22 protein-coding genes are annotated in these 21,581 nt (G+C 46.9%); 2 read left to right on the top strand and 20 right to left on the bottom strand.

The features are described 5' to 3' along the window. Positions 1-33 precede the first annotated feature (33 nt). From dnaG to rpsU, 18 genes are all read right to left on the bottom strand, one after another. The gene (gene dnaG, locus AF333_RS07970; RefSeq protein WP_043065620.1) at positions 34-1,857 is read right to left on the bottom strand and encodes a DNA primase; all 1,824 of its coding nucleotides are present in this window, start codon (positions 1,855-1,857) and stop codon (positions 34-36) included. 77 nt (positions 1,858-1,934) lie between these two features. After that, positions 1,935-2,399, bottom strand: a complete 465-nt coding sequence (locus AF333_RS07965; protein WP_043065619.1) for a YaiI/YqxD family protein — start codon at positions 2,397-2,399, stop codon at positions 1,935-1,937. 123 nt (positions 2,400-2,522) lie between these two features. Beyond that, on the bottom strand, positions 2,523-3,350 hold the full coding sequence (locus tag AF333_RS07960) for a pyruvate, water dikinase regulatory protein (protein WP_043065618.1): 828 nt from the start codon (positions 3,348-3,350) through the stop codon (positions 2,523-2,525). A gap of 13 nt (positions 3,351-3,363) precedes the next feature. Continuing rightward, positions 3,364-4,005, bottom strand: a complete 642-nt coding sequence (locus AF333_RS07955; RefSeq protein ID WP_043065617.1) for a helix-turn-helix transcriptional regulator — start codon at positions 4,003-4,005, stop codon at positions 3,364-3,366. A 298-nt stretch (positions 4,006-4,303) separates the two neighbouring features. Beyond that, a complete protein-coding gene (glyS, locus tag AF333_RS07950; RefSeq protein WP_043065616.1) occupies positions 4,304-6,379 on the bottom strand; it encodes a glycine--tRNA ligase subunit beta in 2,076 nt (691 codons plus the stop codon). 3 nt (positions 6,380-6,382) lie between these two features. After that, a complete protein-coding gene (gene glyQ, locus AF333_RS07945) occupies positions 6,383-7,258 on the bottom strand; it encodes a glycine--tRNA ligase subunit alpha (RefSeq protein ID WP_043065615.1) in 876 nt (291 codons plus the stop codon). A 369-nt stretch (positions 7,259-7,627) separates the two neighbouring features. After that, positions 7,628-8,407: a DNA repair protein RecO gene (gene recO, locus AF333_RS07940; protein WP_043065614.1), complete on the bottom strand. Its 780-nt coding sequence runs from the start codon at positions 8,405-8,407 to the stop codon at positions 7,628-7,630. A 33-nt stretch (positions 8,408-8,440) separates the two neighbouring features. Next, positions 8,441-8,590: a YqzL family protein gene (locus tag AF333_RS31595; RefSeq protein ID WP_080787700.1), complete on the bottom strand. Its 150-nt coding sequence runs from the start codon at positions 8,588-8,590 to the stop codon at positions 8,441-8,443. Positions 8,591-8,697: 107 nt separating this feature from the next. Next, positions 8,698-9,606: a GTPase Era gene (gene era / locus AF333_RS07935; protein WP_043065613.1), complete on the bottom strand. Its 909-nt coding sequence runs from the start codon at positions 9,604-9,606 to the stop codon at positions 8,698-8,700. Further along, positions 9,599-9,997 (bottom strand): cytidine deaminase, encoded by a 399-nt coding sequence (locus AF333_RS07930; protein WP_043065612.1) that lies wholly within the window; start codon positions 9,995-9,997, stop codon positions 9,599-9,601. The genes era and AF333_RS07930 overlap by 8 nt, the downstream gene beginning before the upstream one ends. Before the next feature lies 1 nt (position 9,998). Further along, positions 9,999-10,511: a diacylglycerol kinase gene (locus AF333_RS07925; protein ID WP_074714954.1), complete on the bottom strand. Its 513-nt coding sequence runs from the start codon at positions 10,509-10,511 to the stop codon at positions 9,999-10,001. Positions 10,512-10,523: 12 nt separating this feature from the next. Next, positions 10,524-11,006 carry an rRNA maturation RNase YbeY gene (gene ybeY, locus AF333_RS07920; protein WP_043065611.1) on the bottom strand — a complete coding sequence of 161 codons (483 nt, stop codon included), beginning with the start codon at positions 11,004-11,006 and terminating at the stop codon, positions 10,524-10,526. Further along, positions 11,003-13,126 (bottom strand): HD family phosphohydrolase, encoded by a 2,124-nt coding sequence (locus tag AF333_RS07915; RefSeq protein ID WP_043065610.1) that lies wholly within the window; start codon positions 13,124-13,126, stop codon positions 11,003-11,005. Before AF333_RS07915 ends, ybeY begins: the two co-directional genes overlap by 4 nt. Before the next feature lie 43 nt (positions 13,127-13,169). After that, positions 13,170-14,135: a PhoH family protein gene (locus AF333_RS07910; protein ID WP_043065609.1), complete on the bottom strand. Its 966-nt coding sequence runs from the start codon at positions 14,133-14,135 to the stop codon at positions 13,170-13,172. A gap of 6 nt (positions 14,136-14,141) precedes the next feature. Then, the gene (yqfD, locus tag AF333_RS07905) at positions 14,142-15,326 is read right to left on the bottom strand and encodes a sporulation protein YqfD (RefSeq protein WP_043065608.1); all 1,185 of its coding nucleotides are present in this window, start codon (positions 15,324-15,326) and stop codon (positions 14,142-14,144) included. A 15-nt stretch (positions 15,327-15,341) separates the two neighbouring features. Further along, entirely contained in the window at positions 15,342-15,623 is a 282-nt protein-coding gene (gene yqfC / locus AF333_RS07900; protein WP_043065658.1) for a sporulation protein YqfC, read from the bottom strand. 317 nt (positions 15,624-15,940) lie between these two features. Beyond that, positions 15,941-16,384 (bottom strand): GatB/YqeY domain-containing protein, encoded by a 444-nt coding sequence (locus AF333_RS07895; RefSeq protein ID WP_043065607.1) that lies wholly within the window; start codon positions 16,382-16,384, stop codon positions 15,941-15,943. A 12-nt stretch (positions 16,385-16,396) separates the two neighbouring features. After that, positions 16,397-16,570, bottom strand: a complete 174-nt coding sequence (rpsU, locus tag AF333_RS07890; protein ID WP_040301847.1) for a 30S ribosomal protein S21 — start codon at positions 16,568-16,570, stop codon at positions 16,397-16,399. Positions 16,571-16,796: 226 nt separating this feature from the next. Here rpsU and AF333_RS07885 point away from each other — a divergent pair, with 226 nt between their 5' ends. Then, positions 16,797-18,182, top strand: coding sequence for a UDP-N-acetylmuramoyl-tripeptide--D-alanyl-D-alanine ligase (locus tag AF333_RS07885; RefSeq protein WP_043065606.1), 1,386 nt, complete (start codon positions 16,797-16,799; stop codon positions 18,180-18,182). A gap of 89 nt (positions 18,183-18,271) precedes the next feature. Here AF333_RS07885 and AF333_RS07880 read toward each other — a convergent pair whose 3' ends face one another. Further along, positions 18,272-19,348 carry a D-alanine--D-alanine ligase gene (locus AF333_RS07880; protein ID WP_043065605.1) on the bottom strand — a complete coding sequence of 359 codons (1,077 nt, stop codon included), beginning with the start codon at positions 19,346-19,348 and terminating at the stop codon, positions 18,272-18,274. A 294-nt stretch (positions 19,349-19,642) separates the two neighbouring features. Here AF333_RS07880 and AF333_RS07875 point away from each other — a divergent pair, with 294 nt between their 5' ends. Further along, a complete protein-coding gene (locus AF333_RS07875) occupies positions 19,643-20,623 on the top strand; it encodes an AraC family transcriptional regulator (protein WP_043065604.1) in 981 nt (326 codons plus the stop codon). Positions 20,624-20,675: 52 nt separating this feature from the next. Here AF333_RS07875 and nikC read toward each other — a convergent pair whose 3' ends face one another. Next, positions 20,676-21,572: a nickel transporter permease gene (gene nikC, locus AF333_RS07870; protein WP_043065603.1), complete on the bottom strand. Its 897-nt coding sequence runs from the start codon at positions 21,570-21,572 to the stop codon at positions 20,676-20,678. Positions 21,573-21,581 lie beyond the last annotated feature (9 nt).

The raw sequence follows: 21,581 nt of genomic DNA, 5'->3' as shown, positions 1-21,581 counted from the left end.
GTGTTCCCTCCTTCCGGCACTCTTCAACTTCACTTATTTTACCGATCTTTTTAAGGGGATAAGCTCTAAGCTGATGCGAACCGCTTCCGCTGTATTCCCGGCTCGCTCATGCATCCGCTGCTCCCTCTCCAACTGCTCGATCTGCATTCGCTTCGCATTCTTCACCACTTGTTCGATATAATCGCTTACGGTGCGCGGAGCGTGGAGATGAGCCTGTACGTCCATCATCGCCAATTCGGATGCTTTCTCTACCAGACGCTTTTCATCTTGCAGAAAGGAGATGAACCGTGCTGGGTCTGACACGTACCCTTCCGAGTAATATCGGTAGATATGTGCTGCCAGAGCGGCATGATCTTCTACCACAAAATCGGCACCTACCTTCATCTGAACCTGTTCCGCAATCTCAGCGCTTTGTATCATGAGCGACAGCAAATACTGTTCGGATTTAATATATGCGGGCAACATCGGCTTTTCGGCGACAGATCTGCTACTATCTATACTATTATTCCATCCGTCTTTGAGATTATCCCTGTTTCCTGCCTTTTTTTGCTGTTTAAAGATCTTCTTCTGTTCCTGTTTCATCGCATCAAGCGACAGATGGAACTCCTCGGAGATTTGACGAAGGTAATGATCCCTCTCTACAGCACTTGGCAAGCGAGAAATTTCTTCAAGCGCCTCGTGAACAAACTTCATCCGCTCCGTTTCATCATTTAGCGTATGCCGCGAGCGAATGACCTGCAGTCGATAAGCGGTCAAAGAAGCGGCATTCAGCAGAATCTCCTGTTTAAATCGTTCTCCGCCGTATTGCTGGATATAATCATCCGGGTCCATTCCCTGCGGCATCTGTGCCACCTTCACTGTACATCCCGCCGCCACCAGCAAATCGGCCCCCTTAAACGCGGCTTCAATGCCTGCCTGATCCGAATCATAACATAGGATGACGGTTTCTGTGTTGCGGCGAATGATGCGTGCCTGCTGCTCGGTAAGCGACGTGCCGAGGGAAGCGATTCCGTTATGCACGCCCACCTGCCACGCAGAAATGACGTCTACATATCCTTCAAACAATACGGCTTCCTGTTGTTTACGAATCTGCGTTCGTGCCCGATGCAGATTAAAGAGCAAATGACTTTTATTAAACAGCGGTGTCTCTGGACTGTTTAAATATTTGGGCTGGTCGTCCCCTAGTGTACGAGCTCCAAACGCAACAACTTGTCCCTGAGAATTGTGAATCGGAAACATCACCCGTCCGCGAAACCGATCAAACGGTCGACTGTTTCTGTCTTTTTGACTTAGGAGTCCCGCTTCTTCCATCAGGGATAACGAAAAACCTCTTTTTGCGAGACGCTGTGTGATAAAATCCCAGCTGTCCGGGCTATACCCCAGACCAAACTCTTCAATTGTAGCAAGTTGCATTTGTCTGTTCAAGAGATAATTGCGCGCCTGGGCTCCATAGTCCGTATTCAACAAAAGATGATGATATAATTTAGCCACCAGGTCATGCGCAGCCAGCATGCTTTCCTTACGCTTGCGCGCCTTCTCGTTCTCGGGGGTGCTTTCCTCTCTCGGTATATCAATGCCCACACGCTGAGCCAGATTATACACCGCTTCCGGGAATTCGAGGCCTTCCACCTTCATTACGAAAGAAAAGACATTACCTGACTCGCCGCATCCATAGCAACGAAAGAGCTGTTTGTCAGGATGTACAGCAAACGAAGGGCTCTTCTCGGAATGGAACGGACAAAGCCCGAAATAATTGCGCCCCGTTTTTTTGAGATGAACATACTGTCCGATAACATCAACAATATCGTTCTGCGAGCGTACCCGCTCAATGACATCTTCCGGAATTCTTCCTGCCATGCTTCTCACCTGTACTTCCTACTCTGCCTTTCCTGTTGCATAAAGGGCAACGGAATAATAATATTCGTCAAAAACCCTTAATTTCCTTCTAAATTACACAAAAGTTTTCGCAGCTTTTGTCGAAAATGATCGATTTCTTCGTTGGATAGCGGTCGCGGCCCTTTGCGTTTGCCTCCCGCTTTAGCCGCTTGCTGTGAGATGTGACGATCCATGAGGAGAAAAGAAATGGTATCTTTAGTATATTCTTTTCCTCTCGTTCCCAACGCTAAACATTCCTTCCCCAGTGCCAGGCATGCCAATCCGTAGTCGTCAGTAATGACGATGTCGCGCGCTCTTATATGGTTGGCGATATACATATCAGCGGATTGATAACCGGCATCAACAGTAATGGAGCGTGCCAGCGGATGGGACAATGATAAACGGTGATTATAAGATGCTACATAATTCACCAAAACTTCACAGCGTTTGGCTTCCTCAAGAATAATACTTTTGACGGGACATGCGTCGGCGTCGACCCATATTTCGGGCTTATTTTTATTCATGCCTGTAGTATTCTACATGACGAACTGTTTTTCCTGCACATGATTTATAGTTTGTCAATTTCGAAAGTTGTCGAAAAAAAAAGAGCCAAAACTTCACGAACAAGCTTTGGCTCTCTGTCTTCCTTATTTCTTTCGATTGCGCTTAATCATCTGCATGATAATATTGGCCGTTTCCTCTACTGCTTTATTGGAAACGTCAAGGACAGGGCAACCGACTTTCTCAATGATTTTTCGGGAGTACTCCAGTTCATGCTTAATGCGCTCCATGCTGGCGTAATTAGCTTCCGCAGTTAAACCGAGCGATTTGAGCCGTTCGGCGCGAATCATATTGAGCTGGTCTGCATTAATGGTGAGGCCAATACACTTCTCCTTGGGTACAAGAAACAGCTCTTCAGGCGGCTCCACTTCCGGAACAAGTGGCACGTTGGCTACTTTAAAGCGTTTGTTAGCCAAATACATCGATAACGGAGTTTTCGAGGTACGGGATACCCCGATGAGAATAACATCCGCGCGCAGGATGCCCCGTGGATCGCGTCCGTCATCATATTTGACTGCGAACTCGATCGCTTCCACTTTGCGGAAATAATCTTCATCAAGCTTGCGGACAAGGCCGGGCTTGTTGCTCGGCTCCTGATTCAAATATCCTTGGAGTGCATCGACTATCGGACTCATGATATCAATCGCCGTCACATTTTGCTTAGCAGCAGCCTGGCGAATGTGACTTTTCAGTGCGGGAATGACCAGCGTATAAGCAATAATCGCATTCGATTCAGCAGCGGCGCGGACGATTTCATTTAACGTCCCTTCATCTTCTATGTAAGGAAACTTGCGAACCTGCAAAGAATGGCCCGCAAACTGGCTGGCCGCGGCCTTTACCACAAACTCGGCTGTTTCGCCGACGGAATCGGAAACCACATAAACCGTTGCTTCTTGTAGAAATGTCGGAAACATGCTTCCTCCTTCGCTATACGTTTATTTCATTGCCCAACTCCACAAATCCCCGCGTAATCGTCGTTTTCGTAACGCGTCCCATCACCTCATAGGCGGTCTTTCCCGACTCTTGCGCCAGGCGCACAACCGGAAGCGAATCGATCTGATAGTCAATCAATTTCTTCGCCGCATCCAGCAAACTATCTTCGGGCGTACAGGTAATAATATTTGGCATGCGGGTCATAATGATGCTGACCGGCATATCCTCAAGGTTCTGCTTGCCCAGTGCAGCGCGCAATAAATCTTTACGTGAGACGACGCCCGCAAGATGCCCTTTACCATTGACGACGAACAGCGTTCCTACATCTTCGAGAAATAAGGTACAGATAGCATCGTATACAGAACTCGACTCTTTAATGATAATCGGCGGGGCTTTATAGTCTTTCACAATTTTACGACTGACTTCTTCTTTTATCAACTGGTTACTGTCTTTTCCCGTATAGAAATAGCCAACTCTTGGCCGGGCATCCAGAAATCCTGCCATCGTCAGAATTGCCAAATCAGGCCGCAGCGTCGCACGTGTGAGCGATAACCGTTCGGCGATTTGCTCCCCTGTAATTGGTCCCTCGCTCTTAACAATCTCTACAATATGTTCCTGGCGCTTCGTAAGTTCTATGACTGCTCACCTCCTGTTTCGGAGTTTTATCGTGACATACTAAATCCTGTTTTTTTACATATATAGTATATACTATATAAACCTGCACATATCCTGCAAGTAATTTTTCTTTACCGGAAAAGGACAAGAAAAGCGCATGGACGTTACTACTTGTCCTTTTTTCAAGTGATACGCTTGGAAGAAACAACATATCGTTTCTTATCCATAAAAAAAGGCCCCGCCTCCCTGCCATATAAAAAACAGGAGATAGGCGGAGTCTTTTTCTGTAAAAGCAGGTCAAACAAAAAGATAGGGAAAGCTAGGCGAATACGATTTTACTGAAATCCGCCAATCCGAAGATGAACACTGCGATAGACGCGAGCAGTGCGAGACGGTTCGCCTTCACTCTTTCGTCTTCGACCATAACCATTACATTATCGAAGAACGCATCAATATTGTTCTTAAGTTTAGCCATACGGGCCAATGCCTTGCTAAATTCCTTCGCTTCGAGCAGCGCTTCACCTTCTTGCTTCGCTGCAACGAACGCCGTCCACAGATTACGCTCGGCTTCTGTCTCGAACAGTTCAGAGTCGACTTTACTGTCTGTCGCTTTTTGCGCCAAGTTGTTCACACGATTGAAAGATTCTACGATACCTTTAAATTCTTCTTTCTCTACTGCATCCATAAGCGTCTGGGCGCGGGCAATAACATCGGTTACACGAGTAGCATCCGCCGTCAGTACAGCATCGATAATATCATAACGGACCTGCTGCTCTTGCAGCAGATTTTTCAGACGCAGGGCAAAGAACTCGTGCAAATCCTGCCGAATCTCATCTTTGCTGCGTTTTAGAAGCGATTTGCCATCTAAAATGGCGAGCGCACCCTCGAATAGTTCATCCAACGAAATAGGCAATTGTTTATCGAGCAGGATCTGTACAATACCGGTTGCCTGGCGACGCAGAGCGTATGGGTCTTGGGAGCCGGTCGGAATAATGCCGATTGCAAAACAGCCGACAATCGTATCCAGCTTATCCGCAATGCTCAACACCGCACCCTCATTCGTCTCAGGAAGCCTATCTCCGGCAAAACGTGGCAAATAATGCTCAAAGATCACCTTCGCTACCGTTTCGTCTTCGCCTGCCAGACGGGCATAGCGTTCACCCATAATACCTTGCAGTTCCGGGAATTCGTACACCATCTGGCTCACTAGGTCAAACTTGCTAATGGTAGCCGCACGCTGCAATTTTTCCTTCTCGGCAGTAGACAGCTTCGCAGCATCGCCGATAGCGGCTGCGGCTTCTTGAACACGGCGGATTTTATCGCCAATTGTACCCAGTTCTTCATGGAACACGACATTCTCCAAGCGGGTCAGCGCATCTTCAATCTTCATCTTCTGGTCTTCTTGATAGAAGAAGCGGGCATCAGAGAGGCGGGCACGAAGCACCTTCTCATTACCGCGCGCTACCGTCGCCAGATCGCGAGCATCTCCATTACGGACAGTAATAAAGTGAGGCAAAAGCTCACCTTTATCATTCTGTACCGGGAAATAGCGCTGATGTTCACGCATGGAGGTAACGAGAACTTCCTGTGGGATTTCCAGGTATTCCTCTTCAAAGCTTCCGAACAATACAGTTGGATACTCGACCAAATGAATAACCTCATCCAGCAACCCTTCATCAATCGGAACAGTCCAGCCTTTTTCCGCCTCCAGTTCCTTAATTTGGGCTAAAATGCGGCGTTTTCTCTCTTCTGGGTCCACCAATACATATTGAGCATCCAGGGCGCTTACATAGTCCTCAGGCTTCTCAATTTGCGTCGACTGACCAAGAAAACGGTGTCCCTGCGTTCCTTTGCCAGATTCTACACCTGTAATCTCCATTTCGATTACATCTACTCCGAACAATGCTACAATCCAGCGTATCGGACGAACAAAGCGAAGCTCATATGCTCCCCAGCGCATGTTTTTCGGGAAAGAAAGACCTGTCACGATATCTCTGAGCTGCGGCAGCAAATCCATTGTAGGTTGGCCTGCCTGATGCTTGCGGGCAAACACATACTCTACGCCGCCTGCTTCCTGTAAATACAAATCATCCGGGGAAAGGCCTTTGCCGCGTGCAAAACCGAGCGCTGCTTTCGTCCACTCGCCACTTTCATCCATCGCGATTTTTTTTGCCGGCCCGCGCAGCTCTTCATTGATATCTTCCTGCTGTTCGTTCACGTCTTTAATCATTAACGCAAAACGACGAGGCGTTTCAAAGCTTTGTACTTCACCATAAGAGATACGGTTTGTGCTTAACCATTTCTCTACTTTTTCTTTTAGTTGTTCACATGCGCCCGCAACGAAGCGAGCTGGCATCTCTTCTGTTCCAATCTCCAAAAGTAGCGTTCTACTCATAGCTTAGACCTCCTTCTTCAACATCGGGAATCCAAGCTCTTCCCGAACCTGATAATATGTGTGCGCCACTTCGCGGGCCAGATTCCGTACGCGGCCGATATAGCCGGTACGTTCGGTTACGCTAATTGCACCGCGCGCATCTAGCAGGTTGAAGGCATGAGAACACTTTAATACATAGTCATAGGCGGGGAGCACGAGCTTCTGCTCCATGCAGCGTTTCGCTTCCGTTTCATACGTAGAGAACAGCTCAAATAACATCTTAGCGTCTGATACTTCAAATGTATATTTAGAATGTTCATATTCGGCCTGTTTGAATACGTCCCCGTAGGTAAAGCCGTTAACCCACTCTAGATCGAATACATTTTCCTTATCCTGAATATAGGAGGCGAGACGTTCGAGACCATATGTAATCTCTACTGCGACAGGGTTACAATCGATACCGCCGACCTGTTGGAAATAAGTGAACTGCGTGATCTCCATGCCGTCAAGCCATACTTCCCATCCGAGCCCCCATGCGCCCAATGTAGGAGATTCCCAGTTGTCTTCCACGAAGCGGATATCATGCTGCAACGGGTCAATGCCAAGCCCGCGTAAGCTATCCAGATACAACTCCTGAATATTGTCGGGTGACGGCTTCATAATGACCTGGAATTGATGATGCTGGTATAAACGGTTTGGATTCTCTCCATAGCGGCCGTCCGCTGGGCGGCGGGAAGGCTCTACGTATGCCACGTTCCATGGCTCAGGGCCGATGGAACGCAGGAAGGTCATTGGATTCATTGTACCCGCGCCTTTTTCCACATCATATGGCTGTACAATAAGGCAATTCTGCTTAGCCCAAAAATTTTGCAGCGACAAAATAATGTCCTGGAAATTCATAAATCGTACCTCTTTTCTTCTATGTGAAGTTTCATTTTATTAAAAGATGGTGCAGGAGATATCAAAAAACTCCCGTCCCTATGCCATATGAGGATTGCTCATATGGCATAGGGACGGGAGTTCGATTCCCGCGGTTCCACCCTATTTGAACGGCTTACTATGCGTGTTGCTCTCACAGCAAACGCATAAGCCGATCCACTCTTGTATACATATACGCTCAGGAGCGCCGTTCACCAGCCTGTGCCATCGGGCTTACACCATCCCCGACTCGCTTATGTCCACTTCTGACTGGCTACTTTTCTCCTTCATTGCGCATTATTTAATTTACTGGATTTTGTAGATAAATATAAACGATGATTTCCATACTTGTCAACTCTCGTTCTGTGCCTGTTCAGATACAGGGCTTAGCCCCATCTGCTCAATCTGGTCTAAAAAACGCCGCGACTTCAAATATAATCCCGTACAATCCTCAAAAAATGCGTATAGAACGCAGCGCAGTTGTTCCTTGGTTTCTGGCTTCACGCTCACATTACCAAGCTGGGGCATATTAATATGCTGTAGCAAACGAAGAATTCTGACCGTCCCTGAACTTACAGCCATCAAGGACGGATCATCCCGCTGGCATGATTGGCAGACGAAGCCACCCTCGTGAATGCTAACGAAAAATGGCGCCTCCTCGACACCACAGCCCCTGCATACATCAAATTGAGGTCGACACCCGGCTACATATAACATCTTCATCTCAAACAGACGAGCAATAATATCCGGATCTTTTCCTTCCTCCATCCACTTCAACGCATACAGCATCATATCGAACAAATATTGGTTCGGCTCTTTATCTTCGGTCAAACGATCAAGCAGTTCAGCCAAGTATACAGCATACGCTGTCTTCGTCAAGTCTTCTCGAACAGCCCGGAATGAATTGATGAGATCTCCTTGCTGAAGCGAACCCATACCTGAGCCGACCCTGTAAAGAAAATAGCCGTACGTAAATAATTGCGATACGGCTGTAAAACGGCTTTTCGATTTTTTTGCGCCGCGGGCCATCATGCTTACCTTGCCTGCTTCTCGTGTATAAACAGTCAAAATCTTGTTCGCCTCACCATAATCAGTGGTGCGGACCACAATCCCTTCCGCTTTTCCAATCATCCGTGCATTCTCCTCTATCGGCGCTTCTCATAGTTATTTCATATTTGAAGGTTCTTCTGCAACAGTGCTCTCAAAATCTAGGCCTTCTTCTGGAAATAACGCGTCTTCATGCTCCGTATACAACAAATAGGCATCGATACTACCGGTCTGGGCAAAATAGTGCCAGAAAAATTCCTTTATCATTCGTATCCACCCTTTCGGAAAAGATAAAGCATGAGTGACGAAACTTTATTATTATCATGGCCCGGTGCAAAATGCGCTATCCGTTGGAAGTTTTACCAGTTCCATGGCTACTCTTCATCGTAAAAGCCGAAATTCTTAAACATATTCTCCTGATTGCGCCAATCTTTCTTTACTTTGATCCACAAGTTGAGATATACCTTGGTACCCAGTAGCCTCTCAATGTCTTCTCTGGCGCGCATGCCGATTTCCTTCATCATCGATCCCTGCTTGCCGACAAGAATTCCCTTCTGTGTAGGTCGTTCTGTGTAAATTGTAGCATAAATATCAATAAGATGCTCGTTATCTTCCCTCGGTTTCATCTGTTCAATGACAACAGCGATAGAATGAGGCACTTCTTCACGGGTCAGATGCAGAATTTTCTCTCGAATTAGTTCTGCTACGACGAATCGCTCCGGATGATCCGTAATTTGATCCTCCGGATAATATTGTGGGCCTTCCGGCAGCTTTGAAAGCAATTGTTCCATTAAGCGGTTTACATTATTACCCTGAAGGGCGGAAACCGGCACAATTTCTTCAAATGCATATAGTTCTTTATATTGGTCAATGAACGGCAGAAGCTCTTCCGGATGTACCTTATCGATTTTATTAATGACAAGATATACGGGTGTTTTCACTTCTTTCAGCTTCTCGATAATGTATTCATCACCCGGTCCCAGCTTCTCTGACGCGTCAACAAGGAACAAGACAACATCTACTTCACGGAGTGCATTCTCCACCATACGGTTCATGTAATTGCCGAGCTTCGATTTCGGTTTATGGACGCCTGGCGTGTCCAGAAAAATAATCTGTCCTTCTTCGGATGTATAGACGGCACGGATTTTATTCCGTGTCGTCTGTGGTTTGTCTGACATGATTGCGACTTTTTGTCCAACGATATAGTTCATTAACGTTGACTTCCCTACATTCGGGCGGCCAACGATGGCTACGAATCCTGATTTATATCCTTTGTTATCCATTCAAATCCTCCTGATTGAACGCGCCGGGCAGCAACTCCGCCACGGTCATAATCTTGGTGTCTCCGGTCAGGTTGCTCATCACGACTTCCATCTGCGGCGGACACAGCTCGGAGATTACCTGACGACATGCACCACAAGGTGAGCACGGTCCCGGAGTATCGGCTACAACAGCCAGACGCTCGTATTCAAGATCCCCCTGGGCATATGCAGAGAATAGTGCTGTTCTCTCCGCACAGTTACATAGGGAATATGCAGCATTCTCCACATTACAACCATGATACACCTTACCTTCTTTCGTCAGAAGAGCGGCACCCACTTTGAACTTGGAATAGGGCGTATACGCTTTTTGGCGCGCTTTCATCGCTTCCTTCAGCAACGCTTGATTATCCATTTCAATCTTCCTCCTTTTTTTCCGGGCGAAAACGTTCCGTTAACAACCAGACAACAAAGATGAACATCAGTGCGACGATTAGGAGAAAAGCTATCTCTCCCCGCTCCTCTATATGTATTACCCTTCTTTCCCCGTTCTGTATAAACCGCCACAGCGGTTCCAAAAATACGTAGATTCCCACCAACACCGACAAAAGCGCTCCGAACAACACGGCGCCTGCCGCTGCATCCTTCGCCGATTTTGCCAGCGGATGGAACTTATCACCTATCGTCAAATCGACAGCTTTTTCGATTGCAGTATTTACGGTCTCCAAAATAAGCACAAGAAAAACAGAAAAAAAGACCAGCAAAACATCTCCCTTCGGAATGGCCAGAAACCATCCCAAAAGGAGTACAAGCAACGCCACGGTAACATGGATTTGCATGTTTCGCTGAGTCTTTACAGTCTCGCGTATTCCGCAGATAGCATAGTGGAAGCTTCGCTTCAACCGTTGCCATTCGTTTTTGTTTCTCACATTGCTCCCCGCCTATTCGCGCGTAAGGCGCACCCGATTCAGAATTTCCTCCTGCCGGCCGAACATCTCACGCTCTTCCGCCTCCGTCTCATGGTCATACCCGTTCAGATGGAGAAAACCATGTACTGCGAGAAAACCCATCTCCCGTTCGAAAGAATGTCCGTATTCCTTGGCCTGCTCCTGCGCTTTCGGAATGGAGATGATGACATCACCCAACATATTTGGCATATCATCCATTTCCTCATCGAGAAAAATCTCCATCTCTTCTTCACCTTCTTCATTCATCGCAAACGAGAGCACATCAGTCGGACGGTCAATTCCCCGATATTCCCGATTCAGCTCATGAATTCGTTCATTATCGACAAACGTTACCGTCAGCTCGCCTTCGACCTCCTCCGTGCGCGCCGCTTCTTCGAGCACCTGACGCAGAAGAGCGAGCAGTTCTTCAGATAGTTCCGGCTCATATTCCTGGATGAATTCTATCTCTATACTCATGCTTGCTTCACCGCCACCTGTTTATCATCCGGATATTCGATCCGGTTATGGAAAAATCCTTGTAGCGTCTCACAGATTGTCTGCGCTACACACTCGAGCTCTTGCATAGTCAAGTCACATTCGTTAAATTGCCCATCCTCAAGCCTGTCTGCAATAATGCGACGCACCAGAGTTTCGATGCTCTCAGGTGTCGGATGGGACATCGATCGCACCGCCGCTTCGGCACTATCGCAAATGCCTACAATTGCCGTCTCCCGTGTCTGAGCTTTCGGACCTGGGTAACGATACTCAGATTCCGGAATTGGCGTATCGGATGCCTTAGCCGCCTTATGGTAGAAGAATTTCAGCAACGTCGTACCATGGTGCTGCTGGGCAAAATCAATAATCTGCTTCGGCAATCCATTCTCCTCAAGAATACGCACACCATCCTCCACATGCGCGATAATGATGCGCTTGCTAAGACCCGGCGCCAGCGTATCATGCGGATTATCCCGGTTAATCTGATTCTCGATAAAGAAATGCGGACGCTTCATCTTTCCTACATCGTGATAGTATGCGCCAACACGTGCCAATAAACCATCTGCCCCTACAGCTTCGCACGCTGCTTCTGACAAGCTGGCTACCATCATGCTATGATGATAGGTGCCTGGTGTCTCCATCAGCATTCGACGTAGAAGCGGCTGGTTCGGGCTGGATAACTCAATCAAACGCATCGGCGACAAAATACCGAACAATCCTTCAAAGAAAGGAAGGAGGCCAATGGCCAGTACCGCCGCCAGTAAACCGCTAATCATGCCGAAAGCATATTCGTTTAACAGCTCCCGCCAGCTTCCCGTGGAAGACACTAACAGATACAACGCGGTGATCGCTACTACATTCATTGCGGATACTAAGAATCCCGCCTGAAGAATTCGAGTCCGTTTGGTCGCTTTGCCCAGTGAATACGCACCGGCAACACCGCTCAAAAATCCGTACAGTGCATAACGGAAATCAACCGGAAGCAAACTCTCGAAGTTGAATATAATCCCTGCGGCAAAAGCGAACAGAACGCTACAAACAATAGCCAGCTGCGTATCCAAAAGAATAGCAATCAGCATCGAACCGAGCGCAATCGGAACGACGTAGCCGGGTGAGAAAAAGTCAATCGTACTGAAACTACTCATGATTTTCATAAAAATAATATTTAAGAAAATAATGAGCGACAGCATCAAAATATGCGCATTGCTTCCATAAATTTTGCGATGTGCCTGCGCTATATACGTGCGAAGAAACAACACGCTAAAAAGCACTAGCAACGCAAGACCTAAGAACGGTAGCTTGCTCGCGTTGCGCTCCAAAAGACCTGCCGCATTCAGCTTGCGGTACACCTCTTCGGAGATGTACTGATCCTTCTCGACCAATACTTCCCCTTTATAAATCATAATCGGCTTCACCGAACGACGTACTGTCTCCTTAAGCGTATTAGTCGATTCTTCGTTAATCGTCACATTTGGCGCAATGCTCGGCATTGCTACTTCACGCACCACCTTGCGTGACTTGCTGTCAAGATCAACCAATACAATCTGCTGATTGACGAGCTGCTGAATGACTTCCGGATCGGAGGTTGTTTTCTTATCAATCCCCTTCTGCATGATGGACGTTACCACTTTATTCGTTTCCTGAGCCGCTGCGTTCAATGCAGGAGCGGGCATTGTCAGAAGCGATTGCATGGTGTCCGCAGATAGAGAAAACGGGATATTCTCCTTCAGTTCTTTCAGCTTGGCTTCTGGAGTCATATCCTGACGGGCCGCCAGCTCACTCGCTTTCTTGTAAATGAATGAGACGAGCTTTACCTGATGCATCGTAATCGTGTCATCGCGCGAATAAACGGGCTGCACTTCACTGATCGCTTTGGCTCGCGCCTGTTCCGTCGCTTCAGTATCTTCTACGGTTACAGGCGCCGTCAGTGTGACATCGCTTACGGTATTGACGTTTAAATCGAACGTTTTGGGCAGGACATCTCCCATAAGCGGCAAATAAATCATCAGTCCAAGGAAGAGAAACAGCAACCGGCGAATGGTTACGCTTGTCTTCCACGATTCTGGGACAGAGAGATGTAGCCGCCGTAGACTTGCTTTCATGTCGTACAACCCCTTCTTGCGAGACACCTAGCACGTTCCGAAGCTAGGTCTCGCTTTCCTGCTCATAGGCGGTAATGACTTTTTGCACCAACGGATGGCGCACTACGTCCATTCCAGTCAAATACACAAAAGAAATGCCTTCAATTCCTTCAAGTTTCCGGCATGCATCCTGCAGTCCGGATTTTTTACCACGCGGCAAGTCGACCTGGGTTACATCTCCTGTGATCACCATTTTGGAGCCGAAACCAAGCCGCGTCAGAAACATCTTCATTTGTTCAGGCGTCGTATTCTGCGCTTCATCAAGAATAATGAATGAATCATCAAGCGTCCGTCCACGCATATACGCCAGCGGTGCAACTTCAATGATGCCCCGTTCCATGTATTTCGTCATGTTCTCCGTGCTAAGCAAGTCCTGCAGCGCATCATACAAAGGACGCAAATATGGGTCCACCTTCTCCTGCAGATCTCCTGGCAGAAAGCCCAGGTTCTCCCCTGCTTCCACGGCGGGACGTGTCAGCACAATCCGCTTGACACGATTAGCCTTGAGGGCGGTTACAGCCATAACCACGGCAAGATACGTCTTTCCTGTACCAGCCGGGCCGATGCCGAACACGATATCTTTTTTCTTAATAGAGGTAACATAGTGACGCTGTCCGAGCGTTTTGACGCGGATAGGTTTCCCCTTAACAGAGGTAGCGATGGGTTGATCGTACAGCTCCATTAATTCTTCCAGCGCGTCCTCCTTGGACAGTTGAATCGCGTACAGCACATCCTGCAGAGAAAGCTTGATTCCTCGACGCAGAAGCGATGCCAGCACTTCAATAAGGCGGGCATTCCGCTCCACCTCCTGGGCAAGGCCAGAGATGGTGATTTCTTCACTTCGGGCAAATATGTGCGCCGGTGTTGCATTTTCGATTTCCTTCAGGTAGGAATCTTGCGGGCCAAAAAGCAGGCTGGCTTCCTCCGCACTTTCAAGGCGTATGGTTTTGCTTGTCTCTTCTACATGCAAAAGACCTCATTCTCCTTCGTAGGTAATAGGCTGCTCTGCTGCAATATCTTCCACTACAACAAAATGAATCTTCATATAAACTTTACCATTCTCTTGCTTCTCGTGCAAAACTTTTTCCGTCTTAATATAACCGCCTTTTTTCACTTGTTTTATCAGGTTTTCTCTGGCGTATTTTTTCCCTGTTTCTATGGCTTCTTTTTCGGTCAATGTAATGTCAAGCCACTCGCTTTGGCGTATCACTTCCTTCTTAACGCCAAGCGGGAAAGATTTCTCCCCGAATGTTATCCACCCCGTATCCTCGGTTTTGACGGACTGAACATACGGCTTGGCGGTAAAGCCCTGGATTTTGACCGCATATTTTCCAAACATTACATAACGATTCGTATAGCTTTCCCCTGTTAATATTTGCCGTTTTTGCTGCAACGGCACAACGACCGAAGATTCATACCATGTCTCCCCTTCTACTCGTCCCCCTGCTGGCACGAGTATAGAGTGTTCTTCTCCTCCCAAAACGCCGGAAATAAGAATATCTCCAGGCTTGACCCAATCATTAATCCGGACCATAGGTCGCCCACGCTCTGCAAAGATAGAATGGATGACTGCTTTTTTCGTGGCAACAATGTGCCTCGGACCGGGATTTTCTTTTTTCTCGGGTGTCACCTTTTCGACGACACGGATAATAGCGGTTGTTCCCTTCATCTCAAAGCCAATCCATGATGCCTGCGGAAGACGCTTCATAAGTTCACGTTGCATCTCCTCCGCTTCAGGGAGTCGATAAATAAACGTTCCCTGTTTAACGCCAGCTTGTTCTGCCACTTGTTTAATCTGATGGGTGGGAATTTTTTCATTACCGATTACTTGTATACTCCAAATGATGTTGGATAAGAAATAAATACCGATAAAAAATGCGACAACTCCTATAACAAACATAGAGCGCGTCCACATTTTTCGCAGCAAAAAGGGAAATCCCACCCGCTGGACGACACGGCTACGGCATCCAGTCTCTTTAAGAAACGGCTTGAGACTGCGGAAAGATTCGAGCGGAAGACTTAAGTACGCCTCCTCCCCGTTTCGTCGAATGTCCCATACCTGAATGCCTTGTCCCACAATTCGGTTTAAGAAACGTTCAAGGCGCTTGCCGCGTATCCTCAGGACAAGATACCCCCGAAACCAATTTTCCCCGTGCTTCATCGCCGTCTCCCCTCTCTATTCATCCAAAAATACGACCTGATCTACAACACCTTCTACCAACACCTCTTCCGGTAAAATAGCCCGGATTACAAGATTTTGTCCCCGAATTAATAGCTGACCTTTCGTTAAAAGTAAACGGAGCTCCTGATTGCTGAACCAAAGGACTCCGCGATGATTTTCAATATACATCTGCAATTGACCAATCATTGTAATGCGGGGCATCTCCATCGTTAAGTCCTGCGGCATATCGAGTGCACCGGTCGCAAAACGCCGCCATTTTTCACTCCATTTTTTCACGAGTAAGCCCCCTTCCTGCATCAGATCCCCTAAAGGATGATACGACTCTCTATCTTCACACTATGCTCTTGCAGAGGAAAATATGAAGGGGAAAACAGCGAGGAGTAGTCTGTGCAGGTGCAAATAAGAAAAACTCGCAGGCGTCGCCACTCGTCCTTTTTTTCACAAAGAGACCGAACGGCCGCTTTATGTCACCTTCTTGCTTACAGCGACATATCGTTTCTCATCCATTAAGAAAAGGAGGCGGTCGTACTCCGCCTCCCTTCCTAAAAATATAAAAGCCCCGCCTGCATAATACAGGCGGGGCTTTATACACCTTATGACAATGATTCCTGAACGACCTTATTAACAAGGGCTCCATCAGCGCGACCTTTTACCTTAGGCATTAGCGCGCCCATCACTTTCCCCATGTCCTTCTTCGAAGAAGCGCCGGTCTGCTGAATGATTTCACTCACCAGTGCACGGATTTCTTCTTCACTTAATTGCTCAGGCATATATTCCATAAGTACATTAATTTCATCTCGTGCGGATGACGCGAGGTCATCACGACCAGCTTTTTCGAATTCTTGGAGGGAATCGCGTCTTTGCTTTAGCTCACGAGTCAAGACAGTAAGCACTTCATCGTCAGACAGTTCTTTACCCTGGTTGATTTCCTCATTCTTAACAGAAGATTTAACCATCCGGATGACGGAAAGTTTGAGCTTGTCTTTATCTTTCATCGCTTGCTTCATATCATCGGTAAGACGATCGACGAGTCTCATAAACTGTTCCTCCTAAAACTTGCGCTTACGCGCTGCCTCAGACTTCTTCTTGCGTTTAATGCTTGGCTTCTCATAGTGTCTGCGTTTTTTAACTTCAGCAAGAACGCCATCTTTGGAGCAGTCACGTTTGAATCGACGTAGCGCTTGGTCTAATGACTCGTTTTTACGTACACGAACTTCTGCCATTTGTTTCCCCTCCCTCCACCTTAACCATCGGTGACGACCCGAGAAGAGAAACATCTCCAAAAGTCGTCAAAAAACATTATATTATACAGGGATATGTAGGTCAACCTCGAATGACCATTTTTTCGCTTTTTAACGAACAGGAAGATGGGGGCATCTGCTTGGGCACAAATCGAGTTATAATAAATATGTAGTATGACAAAAAGCAAAATCAGGGAGGACATCCTGTATGTTTACCGTAAAAGAGATAATGGAAATTACGGAAGGAACTTTACTTCAAGGGGACGAACACACGGAGATTACATCCGTACACTTTGACTCACGAAAGCTTGAGGACGGCGCATTGTTTGTGGCACTGACAGGCGGAGCGCGAGATGGGCACGAATTCTTGTCAAACGCGGCACAAATAGGCGCGGTTGCTGCTTTTGTCTCCGATGAAGCCAAAGCCCGACAAGCGGGGCTTGCGGAGTCGTTTGCACTCATTCTGGTCGGGAATACGGAGAAAGCTTTCCAGCAAATTGCACGCATCTACCGTAATCGCCTATCCCTTCCAATCGCCGCTATTACCGGCAGCAACGGAAAAACCACAACAAAGGACATTCTGGCACACCTGCTGTCAGGGCAGAAAAAAGTATATAAAACATACAAAAATTTTAACAATCATCTTGGCGTACCGCTCTCGTTGCTACAAATCACACCCGATACAAATGCGGCCGTGCTTGAGCTAGGAATGAATCATGCAGGCGAAATCGATTTCCTCGCAGGCATGGTCCGTCCAACTTTCAGCGTTATTACGAATGTCAATGACGCACATATAGAGTTTTTCGAGTCTAGGGAGATGATTGCACAGGCAAAAGGCGAGATTCTTGGCCACACAGATCCCCAGGGCTTTGCCTGTCTAAATCAAGATAACGAACTGGTGGCCAATCTGGCGCACCTGAACCCAGGGAAAACGTTCTTCTATCATGTACAGCATGAAGGAGAGGAATCTCGTGCAGCCGATATTATAGCGTCCAATATTTCATTTGACGAGAACGGCAGTCATTTCATTATCACTACAAACGAAGGGGAGCAATTCAACTGTTTTATGCCGCTATTCGGCGAACATAACATCTCGAACGCACTTCCTTGCATCTTCATCGCTATGCATCTTGGCATCTCGACTGAGGAAATTACGGAACGACTTGCGACGCTGTCGATTTCTACGATGCGTTTTGAGCGTGTAGACGGCGCGAACGGATTGTTGATTATTAATGATGCATACAATGCCAGTCCGTCTTCGATGCTCGCATCAATTAAGACGTTTTTATCCATTTACCCACAACGTAAAAAGGTGCTTGTACTTGGTGATATGTTCGAGTTGGGCGAACAAAGTGCAGCCTACCATCTCGAAGTCGGTGAAGAGCTAAAAGCAATGGAGGGAATCTTTGAAGTTATCGCCATCGGCAACGATGCAAAACATCTGGCTGAAGGCTATGGAACTAAAGCAAAATACTTTGCAGACAAAGAAGAAGCGGCCGTCTATCTGGAAACATTTAAAAGACAAGACGTCGCCCTTCTGCTAAAAGCTTCACGCGGCATGGCCCTGGAGACACTGCTCGATAAACTGTGTTAATGCACTAATATGTATCTGAATAAAAAAGGAAGGGGCCCTGTTCCGACGCTTGAACAGGGCCCCTTCTCTTGCCTTTGGTGAATGTTGTATTAATCGTTAAATTGTTCCGCTACAAGCGCATTCGCTCTCTTCTCTTCGTGCCGCTCGATTCCGAAAGCAATGAGGCGATCAATCAATTCAGCGTACCGTACGCCCGCTTCATTCCACAGCATCGGATACATGCTGAACGGAGTAAAGCCCGGCATCGTGTTGATTTCATTAATGTACAGCTCATCTTCCGCCTCATCCCAGAAGAAATCAACGCGAGACAATCCACTACAATCCAACGCAAGAAATGCTTGTGTGGCAAGCTTTTTCATCCGGATTACTACGTCATCCGGCACATTCGCCGGAATATCAAGGCGAGTATTATCGCTTTTGTACTTCGCTTCATAATCATAAAATTCATTGCCGGACACAATCTCGCCTACAACGGAAGTATCAGGGTGTTCATTGCCAAGCACGCCTATTTCCAGCTCACGGCCGGAGATGAACGCTTCTACTATTACTTTTCTGTCAAAACGCGCGGCAAACCGTAACGCTTCCTCAAGACCCTGGCGATCTTTTGCCTTGCTAATGCCCACGCTCGATCCCATATTAGCTGGTTTAACAAAGCATGGCAGTCCGATTTCCGCTTCAATACCATTACAAATCTCTTCAATATTCGTTTCTAGTTCACTACGCAGATAGCTTTTATATTTGCCCTGCGGCAGGCCAGCATTCCCGAATACTTCTTTCATCATTACTTTATCCATTCCAACTGAGGAACCAAGCACACCTGAGCCGACATATGGTACATCAATGAGTTCAAGAAATCCTTGTAGCGTACCGTCTTCTCCATTTGGTCCGTGAATAACCGGAAACACGACATCCACTGTGTTGTTGAGCGCGAATACGTTCGGCGTCTCGTAGTTGTCCAGAGTAAAACGCAATTCATCCACATGCGTAATCTCGTGTTCAATCCACGGTCCCTGTACCCATTGTCCGTTCACGTCAATATATATCGGAAGCACTTCATAACGCGCTTTATCAACCGCGTTGATAACAGACAGAGCTGTATGGACAGATACTTCGTGCTCACTCGATTTTCCCCCGTAAATCAGGCCTACTTTCCGCTTGTTTGACACCCGTAATGTCCTCCTTTATTCTCTCGCATAGTATGTTCCCAGACACAGCAGGAACAACTAGCGCCTAAGCTTTCTCTATTCTCTCCATACTATGTACGAATGAATTTTTAGGTAACGTATTTATCATACCAGTTTTTCAAAGGTGTGGAAGCACTAATATTTTCACAATCTAGAGCGTGAATGTATATTTAATCCTTACCTTGATGGATGTATGGCAAGACTCCATAATAAAAGAACCAGCATAGACAATAAGTTAATTTCATAAGGTTCATCATTTTTTAGGGAGTGGGATAAATGAATCCTATTGATAATCAAAAATATGTATCTGATGAATATATAGCAAGAATTAATCGTGTAATCGATTATATTGAACTACATATCGATAGAAGCCTCACATTGGACGAACTCGCAATAATCGCCAACTTCTCTAAGTATCACTTTCATCGTATTTTTTACTCGATTATCGGAGAAACACTTTTTCAATTTATTCAACGCATCCGTATAGAAAAGGCCGCATCTTTACTCATCAGTCAACCTAAAAAATCAATTACTGAAATTTCATATGAATGCGGTTTTATGAACCCATCTTCCTTTGCACGAAAGTTTAAAAACTATTTCGGTGTGTCTGCGACGTTATGGAGAAGCGAATACAGACAAAATCGCGATTTGAGCAAAACAAAAAGCAATATGCGTAAAGCGGTTAGCAACGACAGCAAAGATGCTTTGCGTTCCTCCTGGTATATTGAGCATGTAGGTCAATCACAAATATGGAGGTTGCTTATGAATAACGAAGAACGTACTGTAGAGGTTAAAGAACTTCCGGAAATGACTGTTGCTTACGTCCGATATGTAGGGCCTTACAAAGGAGATTCTAAGCTATTTGAAAGCTTATACCAGAAATTATTTAGCTGGGCTGGGCCTAGAAATCTCCTGCATTCTTCCGATGTGAAATCACTCGTTATCTATCATGATAATCCGGAAATTACCGAGGAGACTAAACTGCGTATCAGCGTTTGCATTACAATACCTGAAGATACGGTCGTAGACGGAGATATAGGAAAAATGAAGGTTGCAGGAGGGAAGTACGCTTTAGCAAAATTCATACTAACAGCAGCCGACTTCGAGGAAGCGTGGAAGTGGGTATACGGAACCTGGTTACCAGAAAGCGGGTATGCACCAGATGATCGTCCATGTTTTGAACTATATTTGAAAGATTGCAACCTACCAGAGGGTAAAATGTCGGTAAATATTTGTGTGCCGGTAAAACCTTTATAGCGTCTTGCAAGCTGAAAGGCGTGGGATATCCCACGCCTTTTATGAGGTCTTCTTATTGTTTCATTTTTGGATCAAGAGCGTCCCGAAGTCCATCACCAAACAGGTTAAATCCAAGTACGGTTAACATAATCGCCAATCCAGGAAACAAAACGGTCCAATATGCGGCAGTAATGTATTGTCTTGAATCAGCGATCATTTTCCCCCACTCTGGCTGAGGAGCCTGTGCGCCAAGCCCAAGGAAGCCGAGCGCAGCCGCTTCGAGCACTGCGGTCGCAATGCCGAGCGTTCCCTGTACGATAATCGGCGCCATGCTGTTGGGCAGGATATGAGAGAAGAGGATTCTCACGTGTGACATCCCCAGTACTTTGGCCGCCGTCACGTATTCCTCTTCTTTAATGCTGAGTACACGTGAGCGCACAAGCCGCCCATATGTCGGCACATTAATAATAGCGATCGCAATCAAGGCATTGGAAAGTCCCGGTCCAAGAATCGTGACAATCGCAATCGCCAGAAGGATGCTTGGAAATGCCAGAATAATATCAAACAGCCTGGAGATAATCGTATCCACCCAGCGGCCGTAATATCCGGCGACAAGTCCCATAGACGTACCGATTACAATCGAGCCGACAACAGAGAAAAATCCGACCCAGAGCGAGATACGCGCTCCATAGATTACGCGCGTAAAAATGTCACGACCTAAATCGTCCGTACCAAACCAGTGCTGTGCGCTTGGTGGCTTTAACTTGTCTGCAAGATTCTGACCGTCCCAGGGCTGGCTCGTAATCACAGGAGCCAGCAGACCTACGACAATAAAAAATATAATAACGAACAAACCGGCCAGAGCGGTTTTTTGCTTTTTTAACCGATACCAGGCATCGCGCCAGGGGGAACTCTGCCGAGTCCGCACCGGGCCCGTCGCCTGCGTATTCACCTGCGCTGTCGTCTGCATGCCGCCACC

The sequence above is a fragment of the Aneurinibacillus migulanus genome (assembly GCF_001274715.1).
Lineage (GTDB): Bacteria > Bacillota > Bacilli > Aneurinibacillales > Aneurinibacillaceae > Aneurinibacillus > Aneurinibacillus migulanus.
The sequence above is the reverse complement of the archived record's forward strand: the minus strand, read 5'-3'. Positions and strand labels throughout refer to the sequence as shown.